The organism is Sorangium sp. So ce834, from assembly GCF_051521425.1.
Classification (GTDB): domain Bacteria; phylum Myxococcota_A; class Polyangia; order Polyangiales; family Polyangiaceae; genus Sorangium; species Sorangium cellulosum_D.
Window position 1 is genome coordinate 13,577,591 of record NZ_CP150351.1, and the last position, 16,327, is coordinate 13,593,917.

The window sequence follows — 16,327 nt, forward strand, 5'->3', positions numbered from 1 at the left end:
CGACAGGCGCGCCCCCACGCGCCTGTCGCGGCGGGCTCCGCGGGGGTCGGCGACTGGAAGGGTCGGTCGCGCGGAGCCGCGGACGACCTGCCGACCATCGCTTCCCCCAACACCCGCGTACTCCACCCTGTTTCGGCGCGGCGATCCCGTCGAACACCACCTCGGACGAGGTGCTGCGCCGCACGCAGGAGCGCGCTCGACGACCCGCGCTGCGGTCTTTCCGCCCCCCGCGCCCCGCGTACACTCGTGGCCATGACGACGAGCGCGGCGGCGGGGTACGAGGCGGATCAACGGCGAGACGACCTTTCCGCGTACGCGCGGTACCTGTCCGCGATGGACGCGTCCATGCGCCAGAAGATCGCGCTCACGGCCGCGCACCTCCTGTGCGAGGGCCGCGTCGCCGACATGGGCATGGGCTCGGGGCAGGGCAGCGCCGCGCTGGCGCAGCTCTACCCGCGGCTCGAGGTGATCGGCGTCGACATCGATCCCACGGTCATCGAGCTCGCGCGCCGCGCTCACCGGCACCCGAACCTCAGCTTCCAGCTGGGCGACATCGCCACGGCGGTCTTCCCGCCCGAGAGCCTCGACGGGATCTTCGACTCGTCGGTGCTGCACCACGTGACCTCGTATGGCGGCTATCGCCACGCGAACGCGGCGGACGCGCTCTCGGCGCAGGTGGAGCAGCTCGCGCCGGGCGGCGTGCTGGTGGTGCGCGACTTCGTCGACCCGGGGCCGGAGCCGGTGCTGCTCGACGTGCCCGCCGACGACGGCGACGGCGGCCCCGACCCCCGCAGCGCCTCGACCGCGGCGCTGCTCGAGCGGTTCGCCGGCGAGTTTCGCTCGCTGTCGCCCGAGCCCGGGTTCCCGCTGGAGCGGCTCTCCCCCGGGCCGTCCGGCGCGCTTCCCGCGCCGCGCCCCGGGTGGCGGCGGTATCGGCTCGCCCACAAGCACGCGGTCGAGTTCGCGTTGCGGAAGGATTACCGCGCCGACTGGGAGGCCGAGGTCAAGGAGGAGTACACCTATTTCTCGCAAGCGCAGTTCGAGGCCCTCTTCGCCCGGCTCGGCCTGCGCGTGCTGTCGTCCACGCCGCTGCGCAACCCGTGGATCGTGCGCAACCGGTTCGCCGGCCGCTTCGAGCTGCGGGACGCCGCGGGCGCGCGGCTGCCGTATCCGCCCACGAACTACCTCATCGTCGGCGAGAAGGTGAGGGCCGGTCAGGGGGTCGCGTTCCGGCTCCGGCCGGCGGAGGGCCCTCCGCGGTTCCTGCGGATCGAGCACCACCAGGATCGCGCCACCGGGCGGGTGTTCGACCTGGCGGCGCGGCCCCACCCCACGCTGGACATCGTGCCGTTCTTCTTCGCCGGCGAGACGGCGTACGTGCTGGCGAGGACGAGCTACCCGCGCCCGATCGCGCGCGCCTGCCGCGAGGAGACGCCGCCCCTCGACGGCAGCGGCCCGGCCGACTACCTGGCCGAGCCGATCGCGGTCGTGCAGACCGAGCTCCCGGTCGGCCACACGGTCGAGCGAGCGCTGGAGCGCGCGGCCGGCGTGCGGGCGGAGGCGATCCAGCGGATGATCCCGGGGACGACGTACTACCCGTCGCCCGGCGGCATCCTCGAAGAGGTGCGCTCGATGCTCGTGGAGGTCGAGCCGTCGTTCGTGAACGCGCCTCCCGAGAACGTCTCCGGGTTCGGCACCTCGGGCCGCATCCGCGCGATCGAGGCGCGCCAGCTGCTGCGCGCCGCGCAGGTCGGCGGCCTGCCCGACGCGCGGCTCGAGCTGAACGTCTACGACCTGCTGGCGCGCTTCGGGCTGCCGTTCGGGCCGTGGATCGGCGACGACATCGCGCTCCCGGGGGGGGCCTCCGCGCCGCCCGGAGCGGGCGCCGCAGGCGCCGCGTTCGCGAGCGTGGGCGGCGGCGCGGTGGCCGTCGTGGAGCCGACGTCGCTGCGCGCCCTGCTCGAGCGCCCGAGCCGCCGGCGGTACGCGCGGGTGGACCCGAGCGCCAGCGCCGGGTTCCTTGAGGTGCGGCGGGCGCGCTTCGAGGAGCTCGCCGAAGGCGGCGCCGTGGTGGCCGCGCGCGAGCTCGAGTACGTGGTGCCGCGGCCGCTCGGCGCGCTGACCGTCTCGACCGCGCTGCTGGCGCGCGCGCCGTCGGGAGAGGTGGTGCTCGGCGTGGACGACCACGACCTGCCCGCCGCCCAGAGCTTCTCGGGCAACAGCGATCTCCTGGTCGCGCCGGCGTGGCGGCTGCCTCGGAGCGCGCGCACCCTCGCGGAGGCCGAGGCCTTCGTGCGGGCGCGGCTCCTGGTCGAGTACGGCGTCGACGCGGGCGAGGCCGTCGAGCTCGGAGGCGCCTACCGCCCCTCGGCAGGGCTGACGCCGGAGCTGGTCCATCCCATCGCCTTCGTGGTCACCGGGGTGGCCGCGCCGGTGTCCGCTCCGCATCGGCGGCTTCACTGGGTGCCGCTGACCGCGCTGGTCGCGGGGCGGGAGCACCTGCCCGACGGTCACCTGCGGGTCGTGACCCTGCGCGCGGCCCACGCGCTCGGCGCCGCGATCTCGCCGCCGCGCCCGCAGTGATGGATTCCTCGCTGCCCGGCGGGTGAGCCGACGGCAGGCACGCATCCGGGTGCTCTCATCACGATGTTTCGGGGAGCGATCGGACGCGATCTCGGGTTGTCGCGGGCGGATGATCGCCTGCGTGCCGCGCCGGCGCGCGAAACGGACCCTCTTCATCGAGCCGCGGATGAGCGCAGGACGCGCTCCGAGCGCAGATGTCGATTGCGTTCCAGCTGCCTGATGCCTGGACGCAGCAATTGCGTGCGATGGACGGCGGTCTCGAGACCTCAGCTGCATTCGCGCGCCGCGCTCTTTTGAGCGCAATCAGCGCGTCTTCGCGCGATGCGGCGGAGGGCTGACGCATCGAATGGCTGGCACGCGGGGCGCTTACAGCGCCGCACATCGCCGGCGATCGGCCGCCCCCCGCAGCGCACCGCGGGACGGAACACCATGGAACTTATGAGCAATTCCCTGAAGATCGCGATGGAAGGCCTCAGGCCCGCGAGCCGCTCCGTCCGACGAGAGGCGCTCGGGCAGGGCGTTCGAGTCGGCGCTGGGCGGGCCAGCTCGTTCGTCGCGCTGCGGGCGCGCCTGCTCGCGAGCCCGAGCCTGGCCGGCGCGCTCAGCTTCATGCAGGTCACCACCCGTCCGTGGGAACCCCACGAGCTCGCGGCGTGGCTCCACGAGCACGTGGTCGCGCCCGGCTGGATGAAGGCCCCCCGCGCGGTGCGCGAGCCGGGCGCGGCGACCGTGGAGCTCTGCGAGCTCGACGAGCGTCACCGCGAGATCGCGGCGCTCACCGGATGTGCGCGCCGGCGCGTGGCGCTCGCGTTGCTCGATTTCGTGTCGCCGAACCCCGATCGCGGGTTCCTCCGCGCAGCGCTGTACAGCGCGCGCGTGAGGTGGAGCGTGGTCGGCGACCGCTCGGGCTGGATCCCGGCGCCGCGCGAGAGCGACCTCCTGAGCGACATCGTGCTCAGCCTGTTCGCCGCCGAGATCCTCTCCGACGCGGAGCTCTACCGGAGCCACATGACCGTCTGCGCTGGTTGCGGTCGGGTCGCGTTCGCGCAGGAGCCGCGGCCCCGCGGCGCGGGCTGCCCGCGCTGCGACGGCGAGGTGAGGTGCAGCCGCGCTGACGGCGAGGGAATCGACGCCGCCGACGCGGCGTCCTCCGGACATCGGGCGAGATGAGAGCGCTCGTCCGTCCCGCGCGTGCTCCAACTGCCTGACGCGGCGACTTCTCTTTCGAAGACGACGATTCCGCGAAAGGCGGGGTCGGCACGAATCGGTAGACGGCGAGTGCTGAGCTTGACGACTCGGCGGGAGCCACACCAAGCTTGGCGCCGAGCTATGAGCCACGCCCGACGCACGAGCGCCGAACTGGATGAGCTTGCCCACGCAGCGCAGCGCGATGGGTTCTGTTTGATCAAGAGCCTCATCCCGAAGAGCCTGCTGCACTCGTGGCGTGAGGCGTTCGCGCCGCTCCTCGACGCGCACATCGCGCGCGAGGGGCACCTCAAGAACCGGGGGCCAGGGCGCTATTACGTGACGCTCCCGTTCAAAGCCCCCTTCGCGGAGCCGCGCATCTACGAAGACGAGACGATCCTGGGCGTCGTCGAGCGCCTGGTGGGGGCCGACATGACCATGGTCCAGCTCGCGACCGACACACCGCTCCTCGGGTCCGAGTACCAGGACGTCCACCGCGACACGCCGCCGCTCTTCCCGGAGACCGGCAGGGAGACGCCTGCGTTCCAGCTCGCCGTCAACTTCCCCTTGGTCGACGTCACCGCCGAGAACGGCCCGCTCGAGATCGCTCGTGGCACGCACATGCTCTCCAAGGCCGAGGGGATGCGGCGCCTCGAGCAGGGCGAGGTCGCGCTCGAGCCGATCACCATGGATCTCGGCGACGTCATGGTCCGCGACGTTCGCGGCCTGCACCGCGGGACCCCGAACCGCTCGCGCGAGCCGCGGCCCATGGTCGTCATCGGCTACAGCCGCCGCTGGCTCTTCCGCCCGGAGGTCTCGATCCGGGTGCCCCGCGAGAGCCTCCCCCACCTGTCCGAGCGGGCGAAGCGCATGCTCCGCTTCAACCCGATCGTCGAGTCGCTCGACGGCCCCGAGGAGACCGAGGTCTACCAGGCCTTCGCCTATTGACCCGCGCCGTCGCGCGCCCGGACCGCCCGTGGCCGCGACGCCCCGGGGCTGCATCGGGGGCTCGTGGAGGAGGGGCTTCCGCGCGGCGCGATAAGGTTCGTTAGACTATCTAACTATCATCGCTCTGCGAGCGCGACGTATGCGACCGCCTGATCCCTCGGCCGCCCTCGGCCGCTCGTCGGGGGGGCTCTTCGGGGCGCGATAAGGTTCGTTAGCCTATCTAACTATCAACGCTGCCCGTGAGCCTGGCGCATGCGACCGGCCTGCCCCCCTCGACCGCCCTCGTCCGCTCGTCGGGGGCTGCTTCGCGGCGCGATAAGGTTCGTTAGACTATCTAACTATCACCGCTCGGCGAGCGCGACGTACGCGACCGGCTGATCCCTCAGCCAGGTGCGCTGCCGCCGCACGAAGACGCGCGTGGAGCGCACGATGGCCGGCGCGAGCTCCGCGGCCGGCAGGCCGCCTTCCAGGTGCGCCCGCACCTCCCGGTAGCCCACCGAGCCCATCGCCCGCGCGCCGCCGTAGCCGCGCGCCATGAGCGAGCGGACCTCGTCCACCCAGCCCTGCTCCAGCCACCCGGCGACCCGCGCCTCGATGCGGCGGTCGAGCTCGGCGCGGTCCCGCTGCACCGCGAGCAGGCGCGCAGCGTGGCGGCGTTCCCGGAAGCCGTGCTCGGCGTGCCATGCGCTCTGCGTCCGGCCCGAGCGCTCGTAGATCTCCAGCGCCCGGCTCACGCGCACGAGATCGTTCGGCGCGAGGCGCGCCGCGCTCTCCGGATCCACCTCGGCCAGGCGCGCGTGGAGCGCGGCGCGCCCCTCGGCCTCGGCGATCGCGCGGTGGCGCGCCCGCACCTCGGGGTCGGCGGGCGGCGCGGGCGACAGGCCGAAGAGCAGCGCCTTCACCCACAGGAACGTGCCGCCGCAGACGATGGGCACCCGGCCCCGGCCGCGGATATCGCCGATCGCCGCCTCCGCGAGCTCCGCGAAGCGCTGGGCGTCGATCGCCTCCAGCGGATCGGCCGCGTCGATCAGGTGGTGCGGCGCGCGCGCCCGCTCGTCGGGCGTCGGCTTGCCGGAGCCGAGGTCGAATTCCCGGTAGAGCTGCACGCTGTCGGCGCTCACCACCTCGCCGCCGAAGCGCTCCGCGAGCCGGATCGCGAGCTCGGTCTTGCCGCTCGCCGTCGGCCCGACCACGACGAGCAGCTCGCCCGGCGACGGCGGCGCGATCGCCTCCCACGACGGCGGCGCGATCGTCTCCCACGACGGCGGCGCGGCGGCCGCGTACGGCGGCGCGGCGGCCTCGCTCGCCTCCGGGGCGAGCCCGCGCTCGGCCTCGATCACCGCCGCCCCACGCGATGCTCCAGCTCCGGCCAGCCGACGCGCATCACGATCGGCCGGCCGTGCGGGCAGTGGCCGGCGAAATCGACCTCGTCGAGCGCCGCGAGCAGCGCGCGCGCCTCGTCCGGCGCCACCGGATCGCCGGCGCGCAGGGAGCCGTGGCAGGCCATCGTCGCCAGCGCGAGGTCCACCGCGCCCGAGAAGGCGCGCTCGCCCGAGTGGCTCAGCTCGTCCACGAGGTCGCGCACGAGGCGCTCGGGCGCCGCGCGGCGGAGCAGCGTCGGCACCGCGTGCACCGCGAGCTGCGCCGCGCCCGCCGGGCGTACGTCGAGCCCGAGCCGCGCGATCGCCTCCTGCGCCTCCTCGACCAGCGACACCTCCGCGGGCGCCGCCGGCACGAGCACCGGGAAGAGCAGCTTCTGCGTCGCGACGTCGCGCCCGTCGTACGCCGCGCGCAGCCGGTGGAACGTCACGCGCTCCGCCGCCGCGTGCTGGTCGAGGAAGTAGATCCCGTCCGGGCCCTCGCACACGAAGTACGTGTTGCGCACCTGCGCGAGGAAACGCAGCGATTTCCAGGCGAGGACGCGCTCGGCCGCAGCGAGCACGGCCCCGCTGCCGGTCGGGTACGGCACGGGTGGCGCGCCCGGCACGTTCGCCGGCCCGCCCGGCACGGCCGCCGGCCCGCCCCGCGCGGTCGCCAGCCCGCCCGGCACGTTCGCCGGCCCGCCCAGCGCGGCCGCCGGCTCCTCTGGCGCGATCCCCGGAGCGCCCGGCGCGATCGCCGGCCCGACCGCCCCACCGCGCCGCTCGGGGGACGTGATGTCGTCCCACACCCCGAGCTGCGCCGGCGCGCCCACGCCGCTCGTGGCGGACCCGGGGCGCGCGGCCTCGGGGCGCCCCGGCGGGATCCCGACGAGATCGCCGCCGAGGCCCCACGGGTCGGCCGGCGGCTCCTGGCGCTCGCTCGGCGCGCCCGCCGCGGGCGCCCCCGCGGAGGGGCCGCTGGACCAGACCCAGGCGTCTCCGGGCGGCGAGGCCGCGTCCTCGAAGAGCTTGCCCTTGCGGCCCTGGAAGCCGCCGGGGGCCGGCGCGGGCAGGCCGAACGCCGCGGCCACCTGCGCGGCGACGATCTTGTAGAGCGCGTCGGCGACGGCGCGGCCGTCGGCGAAGCGGACCTCGGCCTTCTGCGGGTGGACGTTCACGTCCACGAGCTCGGGAGGAAGATCGATGAACACCGCGCCGATGGGGTACCGGCCCGGCTCGAGCACGCTGCCGTAGGCGAGCGCGATCGAGCGCGCCAGCGACCGGTCGCGCACGTGCCGCCCGTTCACGAACATCCACAGCCAGCCGGCGCCCGAGCGGGCGCGCTCCGGCCGCGACACGAACGCCTCCACCGTGAGCGGCCCCCGCTGCCCGGCGCACGTCGCGAGCTCCTCGCCCGCGAGCATCGCGCGCGCCCGCTCCGCGCGGCTCGCGGTGCGCAGCCACTCCCGCGCGACGCGCCCGTCGCGCGAGAGCACCAGCGTCACGCCCGGCTCGCCGAGCGCGACCGCCTGCGCGATCTCGGTCACGTGCGCCGACTCGGTCCCGACGGCGCGCAGGAACTTGCGCCGCGCGGGGACGTTGTAGAAGAGGTCCCGCACCTCGACCACCGTGCCGACGGCGCACCCGCAGGGGACGACCTGCGTCGGGCCGCCGCCCTCGATCCGGATCTCCGTCCCCTCCGACTCGCCGTCGCGCCGCGTGCGCAGCGAGAAGCGGCTCACCGAGGCGATGCTCGGGAGCGCCTCGCCGCGGAAGCCGAAGCTCTGGATGCAGCGGAGGTCGTCGATCCGCGCGATCTTGCTCGTCGCGTGGCGCAGCACCGCGAGCGAGGCGTCCTCGCGGCTCATCCCGCGCCCGTCGTCCGCGATGCGCACCAGGCCGACGCCGCCCCCCTCGATGTCGACGCGGATGCGGCGCGCGCCCGCGTCGAGCGCGTTCTCGACGAGCTCCTTGACCACGCTCGCCGGCCGCTCGACCACCTCGCCGGCCGCGATCTGGTTGGCGAGGTCGTCCGGCAGGACGGCGACCCTTCGCGCCTCGGGCTGGGCGGGCTTCGATCGAGGATCCGCGCCGGCGATCCTCTCCGCGGTGCTCATGGCTCGTCGCCGGGGTCGACCGCCGTCCGGGCGACCGCCTGGAAGTAGAGCTTGGTGCGCTCCCGCGTCAGCGCCAGCGCGGCGGCGCCGAGGATGGCCAGCTCGAAGACCACGAAGCGCACCCGCTCGGCGGTCCACCAGAGGCCCGGGTTCGTGAGGCCGGCGCGCTCGGGGACGTCGGGCGGCAGGAGCGCCCCCGCCTGCGCCACCATGTCGATCCACGCGCCGCGGACGCCCCGGGTGAGCGCGTAATCGACCGCGGCGAAGGCCAGGTTGGCGAAGAGGACCTGGAGCACGAAGCCGCGCGTGCCGGGCCGCCCGCCGAGCGCCAGGCCGCTCGCGATGACGAGCAGCCCGCCGAGGATCACCTTGCCGATGCTGAGCGGGAAGGAGACGTCCTGGTACAGGCTGAGGGCGCGCGCCTGGGCCGCCTCGAGCACCAGGTACGTGAACTGGAATGGCTCGCCCTGGTCGCGTGCTTGCTGGGCGACGGCCATCACGTCGGGGGCCATGCCGCCGCGCAGGTACATGGCCGTCCCGCATCCCGCCATGAAGCCGCGCACGCCGATGAGCCAGGTGAGCAGCATGGTGGCCACCAGGTACCAGGGGCGCAGCGAGCGCGGGCGCGGGGGGCGGTGCGAGTCCACGTGGAGGCTGCCGTGTAGCACGTTCTCCGATCTCGCGCGCTCTCTTCCTTACCTGCGGATTGCGGAGCGGGTAGCCTCGGATCGCGAGGTGCCTGCGCGCCGGCGCAGGTGGCGCGGTGCGGCGGGCCTGTACTAGAACTTCGAGGACGAGGTCCTGGTGGCGAAGAGCAAGAGCGAGCCGCGAACGAAGCGAACGAAGGGGACCGGTGCGCCGCAGCCCGCGGGGGCGGCGGAGGCGGGCCCGCCGCCCGGGCCGGAGGACGAAGGCGCGGACGGGAGCACGGGCACGGACGGGGGCGCGGACGCGGCCCCCAGGCCCGCCGCGAAGCGCCGCGCGCGCTCCGCGGCGAAGGGCGCCGGCGGCGCGCGCGGCGAGGCGCAGCCCGCGGCCAGCGACGACGACGGCCCGCGCGACGACGAGGACGAGGGGGACGCGCCGCCCGAGAGCGGCGCCGCGCCGGCCGGCGACGTCGACGAGGGGGACGTCGTGGAGGTCGTCGGCGAGGTCATCGACGACGCGAACCTCGATCTGAACGACATCGAGCTCCCGCGCACCGCGCGCGCCGGCGCCGCCTCCGAGGGGCGCGGCGGCGACGCGGCGCTGTCGCGCACGGACCCGCTGCAGGCCTACCTGCGCGAGGTGCAGCGCCACCCGCTGCTCACGGCGGACGAGGAGAAGGAGCTGACCATGAAGTACGCGAAGACGCAGGACGTCGCGACCGCCGCGCGGCTCGTGACGGCGAACCTGCGGCTCGTGGTCAAGCTCGCGTACGAGTACCGGCGCGCGTACAAGAACATCATGGACCTCATCCAGGAGGGGAACATCGGCCTGATGCAGGCCGTGAAGCGCTACGACCCGTACCGCGGCGTGAAGCTCTCCTCGTACGCGGCGTGGTGGATCCGCGCGTACATCCTGCGCTTCATCCTCAACAACTGGCGCCTGGTGAAGCTCGGCACGACGCAGGCGCAGCGGAAGCTCTTCTTCAACCTCAACAAGGAGAAGGCGAAGCTCTCGGCGATGGGGATCGAGCCGACGGCGGCGGAGATCGCGAAGCGCCTGTCGGTCGAGGAGAAGGAGGTGGTCGACATGGACCGCCGCCTCGCCAGCGGCGAGGCGTCGCTCGACGCCCCGGTCGGCGATCTCGAGGGCCGGACGATCCCGCGCGTCGAGCTGCTCGTCTCGTCGGGGGCGAGCCCGGACAGCGCGTTCGAGGCGAGCGAGATGGGCATGCTCGTCCACGACCGGCTCTCGAAATTCCGCGAGACGCTGAAGGGCAAGGACGTGATCATCTTCGACAAGCGCATGGCCGCGGAGGATCCGCTCACGCTCCAGGAGCTCGGCAACGAGTTCGGCATCTCGCGCGAGCGCGTGCGCCAGCTCGAGGCGCGGCTCCAGTCGAAGCTGCGGACGTACCTGCAGGAGGAGCTCGGCGACGCCGTCGAAGCGGACTAGGCCTTGTCGACCGGCGGCGAGCAGGGCGGGGTGAGCGATCGCGGGTGCCTCTACGTGGTCGCGACGCCGATCGGGAACCTCGGCGACGTCACGCTGCGCGCGGTCGAGACGCTGCGCGCGGCGGACCGGATCCTCGCCGAGGACACGCGGCGCGCGCGCGCGCTGCTCGGCCACCTCGGCGTCGCGGGCAAGCCGGTCGACCGGTTCGACGCGCACGCCTCCGAGGCGGACGCCGCGCGGGCGGCCGCGCGGCTCGCGGCGGGCGAGTCGATCGCCTTCATGACCGACGCCGGCACGCCGGTCGTGAGCGATCCGGGGACGGCGCTCGTGCGCGCGGCCAGGGACGCCGGGGCCCGCGTCGTGGCGATCCCGGGGCCGAGCGCGGTGATGGCCGCGGTGAGCGCGTCGGGGCTCGTGACCGGGGGCTTCCGCTTCGTGGGGTTCTTGCCCCGCGGTGGGCGCGAGCGGCGCGAGGCGCTGGCCCTCGTCACGTCGACGCCGGAGGCGGTGGTGCTGTTCGAGTCGCCGCGGCGCTTCCGCGACACGCTGGCCGAGCTGGCCGAGCGCATGCGCGGCCGGCGCGCGGTCGTCGCGCGCGAGCTGACGAAGGTGCACGAGGAGATCCTGGGCGGCGCGGTGGAGGAGCTCGCGGCGCTGGAGCGGGAGTGGCTCGGCGAGATCACGCTGGTGCTCGCGCCCGCCGAGCCGGCCGCGGAGGGCGCGCGCCCGAGCGACGAGGAGCTCGACGCGCGCATCGACCGCGAGCTCGCCCAGGGGAGGCGGGCGAAGCACATCGCCGAGGAGCTGTCGGTCGAGCTCGGGCTCCCGCGGCGCGAGCTCTACGCGCGGGCGGTGGCGCGGCGGGGGGAGCCGCGCGAGTAGGGCGGGCGACGCGCCGTCAGGTGTGCCGCCCCTGCCCCCGCGCCTTGAGGGCGTCGACCACGTGCTTCACGTCCTGCGCTCGGTCGCGCGGCACGATCAAGAGCGCGTCGTCGGTCTCGACCACCACGAGGCCCTCCACGCCGACGAGCGCGATCACCCGGCCATCGTCCGGCGCGCCGCCGGAGCGCGCGCGCAGATCGACCAGGTAGTTGCCCTGCGCGTCGACGAGCACCGACCCCGCGGGCGCGCTGTTGCCGCGCTCGTCCTTCTCGGCGAGCTCCCAGGCGCTCTGCCAGCTGCCGAGGTCGCTCCAGCCGAAATCGCCGGGCACCACCGCGAGCCCGGCGACGTGCTCCATCACGCCGTGATCGATGCTCACGGCCGGCAGCCGCGGGAACACGCGCAGCACCGCCTCCGCCTCGGCCGCGGCGCCCTGCGCGGCGGCGCGGTCGATCTCGTCGAGCCCCTCGGCGAGCGCCGGCAGGTGGGCGCGGATCGCCGCCCGCATGTCGCCTGCGCGGAAGATGAACATCCCCGCGTTCCAGAGGAAGCGGCCGCTCGCCACGAACTCCGCGGCGCGCTCGCGGCTCGGCTTCTCGACGAAGCGCAGCACCCGGCGGGGTGACGCGGGCCCCGCGGGCGCCGCGCTCCCGGCGGAGGCCGCGCTCTCCGCCTCGATGTAGCCGAAGCCCGTCTCCGGGTGCGTCGGGCGGATGCCGATCGTCGTGATCGCGCCGCCCCGGGCCGATGCGACGGCGGCCTCCAGCACCTCGAGGAACCGCGGCACGTCGGCGATGTGGTGATCGCTCGGGAGCACGACCACGACCGCCTCGGGATCCTCGCGCGCGATGGTCGCCGCCGCCCAGCCGATGCACGGCGCCGTGTTGCGCGGCGCGGGCTCGACGAGCAGGCGCCGCTCGGAGACGTCGGGCAGCGCGGCCCGCGTGGGCGAAAGGAGGTGCTGGCCGGTCGCGATCCAGATGCGCTCCCAGCCGGCGCCTCCGCACAGCGGGAGCACCCGGCGCGCCGTCGCGGTGATGAGCGGCTCGCCGCCGAGCAGCGGCAGGAGCTGCTTCGGGCGCGCCGCGCGCGACGCCGGCCAGAAGCGCGTGCCCGCGCCGCCGGCGAGGATCAGGACATGGACGGGGGTCTCGGTCGAGCTCATGAGCGATCGTCGAGGGTTACACGCCGCAGGGTAACGCAGGGACGCGGCGCCGTGGCAGGGGGCCGCTCAGGCGGGGCCCGGCAGCGCGTGCGCGTAGGCCACCATCGCGAGGCCGAGCGGGACGACCCACAGCGCGAGCGCGCCCGTGCGCCGCCGCTCGGCGAGCGCGCGGAGCGCGGCGGCCGCCGCAAGGGCGCTCAGGAAGGCGGCGAGCAGGCTCAGCGCCGCGGCGTCCGCCCCGGGCGGCACGTCGCGGAGCGCGGGCGCCTCCGCGAGCGCCGCGGCGGCGAGCGCGGGGATGCTCAGCGCGAGCGCGAGCTCGACGGCGCGCGCGGGCCGGACGCCGAGCCAGAGCAGGAGCACGAGCGCCGCCCCGACGCGCGACCCGCCCGGCAGCGCCGCGGCCCCGTGCGCCGCGCCGACCGCGAGCATCCCGACGAGCGACGGCGCGTCGGTCGCGCCGCGCCCGTCGCGCCGCGGCGCGATCGCCGTGCTCGCGAGCGCCGCGCCGGTCGCGAGCAGGCCGAGCCCCACCGCGAGCGGCTCCTGCCCCCACAGCGCGACGCACGGCCGGAGCGCCGCCGCGACGATGAGGCTCGCGGCGGCGCCCAGCGCGAGCAGCGCCGCGTCGCGCGCCGGCGGCGACGCCCGGAAGAGCGACGGCCGCGCGAGCGCGCGGGCGCCCTCGCCGAGCGCGCGGAGGAGCCGCCGCCGCGCCGCGACCGCGAGCGCCGCGGCCGCCGCGAGCGCCTGCGCGGCGGCGGTCCACGCGTCGCCGTCGGCCGCGCGGAGCCAGAGCCGCGCCGCCGCGGCGTGCCCGCTGGCCGAGATGGGCAGCGCCTGCGCCGCCCCGTCCACGGCCGCGAGCACAGCCACGTCCACGAGACCCACGCCCGACCGATACCCCAGCGCGGCGCGTCCTGTCGATCCCGAGCAGCGGCTCCGAGGGGCTTCGAGCGGCGGCTCCGCGAGCCGCCTCACCCCGCGCTGCCCCAGCGCCGCCCGAAAAACCGCGCGAGGGGGCGGGCTCAGCGCGCGCTCGCTCCCGGGTCTGCTGGCTTGCCGCGCTTCATCTTTTCACCTACATACCGCCCCTGATCTGGCGCTCTCTCGCCCGGGGCGAGGGAGGGCGAGCCGAGCGAGGTCCCGTCCGATGTTGATGGCATATGCCAGCGTTGCCGCGTTCTTCCTGGTGGCGATCGGCTTCGTCCTCGGCTCTCTGCTGTTCGGGAAGCTGCTGCGCCCGAGCAACCCGTACGCCGAGAAGGTCGAGACGTACGAGTGCGGGGAGGCGCCCGTCGGGCCCGCGTGGTTCAACTTCAACCCGCGGTTTTACATCATCGCGCTCGTCTACATCATCTTCGACGTCGAGATCGCCTTCATCTACCCGGTCGCGGCGGTGTTCAAGCGCTGGGTGGACCAGGGCAGCGGCCTCTTCGCGCTGATCGAGATCTTCCTCTTCGTCGCCATCCTGATGCTCGGCTTCGCCTACGTCTGGGCGAAGGGCGATCTCAACTGGATCCGCGCCATCAAGGGCGATCCGCGCGGGGCCCAGAACGTGAGCAGCCGGTCTCGGGCGCGCGCGCCGATCGCGGGCGCGGCGGGCGAGGGCGCGCCGGCCGGGGCGGCGCCCGCGATCGGCGCGCGCGCCGCGGTGGCCGACGGAGGTGCGGAGTCATGACATCGAACCTGAACCTGATGGCCCCGCCCCGCGGGTGGGAGGCGAAGTACGAGAGCGACGGCGGCGGCGTCATCACGACGAGCGTCGACCAGACGGTGAACTGGCTGCTCAACTGGGGGCGGTCGAACAGCGTCTGGTACATGCTCTTCGGCCTGGCCTGCTGCGCCATCGAGCTCATGCAGACCGGCGGCCCCCGCGGCGACCTCGAGCGCTTCGGCGCGGCCCCGCGGCCGAGCCCCCGCTCGAGCGATCTCTTCATCATCGCGGGGACGCTGACGTACAAGATGGCCACCCGGGTGAAGCGCCTCTACGACCAGATGTCGGAGCCCCGCTACGTCATCTCCATGGGCAGCTGCTCGAACTGCGGCGGCCTCTTCCAGTACGCCTACTCGGTCTGCAAGGGCGTGGATCAGATCATCCCGGTCGACGTCTACGTGCCCGGCTGCCCCCCGCGCCCCGAGGCGCTCCTCGAAGGGCTCCTGAAGATCCAGGAGAAGATCAAGAGCGAGCGGGCCCTCGGCCGCCGCGGCGCGACGGGCGGCTGAGCCGCCTCTCTGCCTCGTTCCATGCTCGTTCCGCGGTCCCGCACCCCATGACACCCGAAGAGATCTTCCAGGCGCTCCAGGCGAAGCTCGGCGAAGACGCGGTCTTCGACCTCCACCCCGTGTCCGCGAAGGATCGCGACGCCTGGTTCCAGGTCGCGCCGGAGAAGATCCAGGCCGTGGGCCAGCACCTGCGCGAGGCGCCGGAGCTCGAGTTCGATTACCTGGAGTGCATCACCGGGGTCGACTACCCCGATCTCAAGAAGATCGCGGTCGTCTATCACATCTACTCGTACGCGAAGAAGCACCGGGTCGTCCTCAAGGCGCTCCTCGACCGGGAGAGCCCGGCGATGCCGACGCTCGTCGACGTGTGGTCGGCCGCGAACTGGCAGGAGCGCGAGTGCTTCGACCTCCTCGGCGTGCGCTTCGAGGGGCACCCGGACCTCCGGCGCCTGCTCCTGCCCGACGACTGGGAGGGGCACCCGCTCCGCAAGGACTGGCAGGAGAAGGCCGAATACCACGGCATCCCGACGCAGCGGCCGAACCCCGTCGAGCTCTTCAAGATCAAGCTGCCGAAGAAGGAGGCGGAGGCGACATGAGCCAGGTCATCTTCAGCGTCGACCGCGGGGGCGCGGGCCCGGGGAGCGACCTCGACGACGAGATGACCCTCAACATGGGGCCTCACCACCCGTCGACCCACGGGGTGCTCCGCTTCGTCATCTCGACGGACGGCGAGATCATCCGGAAGGCGGTGCCGGACGTCGGCTACCTGCACCGGAGCATCGAGAAGATCGGCGAGCGCTGCACCTACAGCGGCTTCATGCCTTATACCGACCGCGTCGATTACGTCGCGGCGATGTTCGCCAACGAGGCCTGGGCGAGCGCTTGCGAGAAGCTGATGGGCATCGAGGTGCCGAAGCGGGCGCAGTACCTGCGCGTCATCTCCTGCGAGCTCAACCGGATCGGCAGCCACATGATCGCGCTCGGCGCGATGGCCATGGACGTCGGCGCGGTCACCCCCTTCCCGTGGGCGCTGCGCGAGCGCGAGCACATCAACGATTTCATCGAGGAGCTGTGCGGCGCGCGGCTCACCTTCAACTACCACCGCATCGGCGGCGTCTCGTTCGACATGCCGAAGGGGTGGGCCGACAAGGTGAGGCGGTGGCTCGACCGCTTCGAGCCGATCATGGTCGAGTTCGACCGGCTCATCAGCCTGAACGACATCTTCATCAAGCGGCTCGCCAACGTCGCCGTGGTGACGGCCGAGGAGGCGAAGGACTGGGGGCTCGTCGGCCCCAACCTGCGCGCGTCCGGCGTGAGATGGGATCTCCGCAAGGAAGACGGCTACTCGGTGTACCCGGAGCTCGAGTTCGACGTCCCCGTGGGCCGCGGGCGCTACGGCGCCATGGGCGACTGCTGGGACCGGTTCTACGTGCGGGTCGAGGAGTGCCGCGAGTCGGCGAAGATCCTCCGCCAGGCGCTCGACAAGGTCGACGAGCACCCGGAGGACGACATCCTGGGCAAGCTGCCCAAGAAGATGAGGCCCGACGGCGAGGCCTACGCGCGGATCGAGAGCGCCCGCGGCGACATGGGGTGTTACGTGATCGGGCGGGGCGCGGAGGAGGCGTACCGGGCGCGGTTCCGGACCGGGAGCTTCACCGCGATGGCGATGATCGAGGCGAAGAGCCCGGGGCTATTCCTGGCCGATCTCGTGGCGCTCATCGCCAGCTTCGACGTCGTGGCGCCCGAGATCGACCGGTAGC

General features: G+C 74.0%; 15 protein-coding genes. 10 read left to right on the forward strand and 5 right to left on the reverse strand.

What is annotated here, in order from left to right:
• Positions 1-252: 252 nt before the first annotated feature.
• From WMF20_RS49695 to WMF20_RS49710, 4 genes are all read left to right on the forward strand, one after another.
• Positions 253-2,583 carry a methyltransferase domain-containing protein gene (locus tag WMF20_RS49695; RefSeq protein WP_437609119.1) on the forward strand — a complete coding sequence of 777 codons (2,331 nt, stop codon included), beginning with the start codon at positions 253-255 and terminating at the stop codon, positions 2,581-2,583.
• Positions 2,584-2,777: 194 nt separating this feature from the next.
• On the forward strand, positions 2,778-2,921 hold the full coding sequence (locus tag WMF20_RS49700; RefSeq protein ID WP_165374594.1) for a hypothetical protein: 144 nt from the start codon (positions 2,778-2,780) through the stop codon (positions 2,919-2,921).
• Between the two features lie 100 nt (positions 2,922-3,021).
• Positions 3,022-3,753, forward strand: a complete 732-nt coding sequence (locus WMF20_RS49705) for a hypothetical protein (protein ID WP_437609122.1) — start codon at positions 3,022-3,024, stop codon at positions 3,751-3,753.
• A 159-nt stretch (positions 3,754-3,912) separates the two neighbouring features.
• On the forward strand, positions 3,913-4,716 hold the full coding sequence (locus tag WMF20_RS49710; protein ID WP_437609124.1) for a phytanoyl-CoA dioxygenase family protein: 804 nt from the start codon (positions 3,913-3,915) through the stop codon (positions 4,714-4,716).
• A 341-nt stretch (positions 4,717-5,057) separates the two neighbouring features.
• Here the strand turns inward: WMF20_RS49710 and miaA are convergent, their stop codons facing one another.
• From miaA to WMF20_RS49725, 3 genes are read right to left on the reverse strand one after another with little or no spacing between them, the layout of a single operon-like run.
• Positions 5,058-6,056 carry a tRNA (adenosine(37)-N6)-dimethylallyltransferase MiaA gene (gene miaA, locus WMF20_RS49715; protein WP_437609126.1) on the reverse strand — a complete coding sequence of 333 codons (999 nt, stop codon included), beginning with the start codon at positions 6,054-6,056 and terminating at the stop codon, positions 5,058-5,060.
• The gene (mutL, locus tag WMF20_RS49720; protein ID WP_437609128.1) at positions 6,053-8,194 is read right to left on the reverse strand and encodes a DNA mismatch repair endonuclease MutL; all 2,142 of its coding nucleotides are present in this window, start codon (positions 8,192-8,194) and stop codon (positions 6,053-6,055) included. The genes miaA and mutL overlap by 4 nt, the downstream gene beginning before the upstream one ends.
• Positions 8,191-8,862 (reverse strand): hypothetical protein, encoded by a 672-nt coding sequence (locus WMF20_RS49725; protein ID WP_437609130.1) that lies wholly within the window; start codon positions 8,860-8,862, stop codon positions 8,191-8,193. Before WMF20_RS49725 ends, mutL begins: the two co-directional genes overlap by 4 nt.
• 136 nt (positions 8,863-8,998) lie before the next feature.
• On the opposite strand from WMF20_RS49725, the gene WMF20_RS49730 reads away from it, so the two are divergent.
• Together WMF20_RS49730 and rsmI are read left to right on the forward strand one after the other, a co-directional pair.
• Positions 8,999-10,294: an RNA polymerase factor sigma-32 gene (locus WMF20_RS49730; RefSeq protein WP_437609131.1), complete on the forward strand. Its 1,296-nt coding sequence runs from the start codon at positions 8,999-9,001 to the stop codon at positions 10,292-10,294.
• A gap of 30 nt (positions 10,295-10,324) precedes the next feature.
• Positions 10,325-11,176 (forward strand): 16S rRNA (cytidine(1402)-2'-O)-methyltransferase, encoded by an 852-nt coding sequence (rsmI, locus tag WMF20_RS49735; protein WP_437609133.1) that lies wholly within the window; start codon positions 10,325-10,327, stop codon positions 11,174-11,176.
• Between the two features lie 16 nt (positions 11,177-11,192).
• On the opposite strand, the gene WMF20_RS49740 is transcribed toward rsmI, so the two are convergent.
• Together WMF20_RS49740 and WMF20_RS49745 are read right to left on the reverse strand one after the other, a co-directional pair.
• Positions 11,193-12,341 (reverse strand): mannose-1-phosphate guanylyltransferase, encoded by a 1,149-nt coding sequence (locus WMF20_RS49740; RefSeq protein ID WP_437609134.1) that lies wholly within the window; start codon positions 12,339-12,341, stop codon positions 11,193-11,195.
• Between the two features lie 66 nt (positions 12,342-12,407).
• Positions 12,408-13,232, reverse strand: a complete 825-nt coding sequence (locus tag WMF20_RS49745; protein ID WP_437609136.1) for an undecaprenyl-diphosphate phosphatase — start codon at positions 13,230-13,232, stop codon at positions 12,408-12,410.
• 262 nt (positions 13,233-13,494) lie between these two features.
• On the opposite strand from WMF20_RS49745, the gene WMF20_RS49750 reads away from it, so the two are divergent.
• Genes WMF20_RS49750 through WMF20_RS49765 form a run of 4 tightly spaced genes read left to right on the forward strand, consistent with a single transcriptional unit; the run spans position 13,495 to position 16,326 of the window.
• On the forward strand, positions 13,495-14,022 hold the full coding sequence (locus tag WMF20_RS49750) for an NADH-quinone oxidoreductase subunit A (RefSeq protein ID WP_437609139.1): 528 nt from the start codon (positions 13,495-13,497) through the stop codon (positions 14,020-14,022).
• A complete protein-coding gene (nuoB, locus tag WMF20_RS49755) occupies positions 14,019-14,567 on the forward strand; it encodes an NADH-quinone oxidoreductase subunit NuoB (RefSeq protein ID WP_129580821.1) in 549 nt (182 codons plus the stop codon). Before WMF20_RS49750 ends, nuoB begins: the two co-directional genes overlap by 4 nt.
• Before the next feature lie 47 nt (positions 14,568-14,614).
• Positions 14,615-15,163 carry an NADH-quinone oxidoreductase subunit C gene (locus WMF20_RS49760; protein ID WP_437609141.1) on the forward strand — a complete coding sequence of 183 codons (549 nt, stop codon included), beginning with the start codon at positions 14,615-14,617 and terminating at the stop codon, positions 15,161-15,163.
• Positions 15,160-16,326: an NADH-quinone oxidoreductase subunit D gene (locus WMF20_RS49765; protein ID WP_437609143.1), complete on the forward strand. Its 1,167-nt coding sequence runs from the start codon at positions 15,160-15,162 to the stop codon at positions 16,324-16,326. Before WMF20_RS49760 ends, WMF20_RS49765 begins: the two co-directional genes overlap by 4 nt.
• Position 16,327 lies beyond the last annotated feature (1 nt).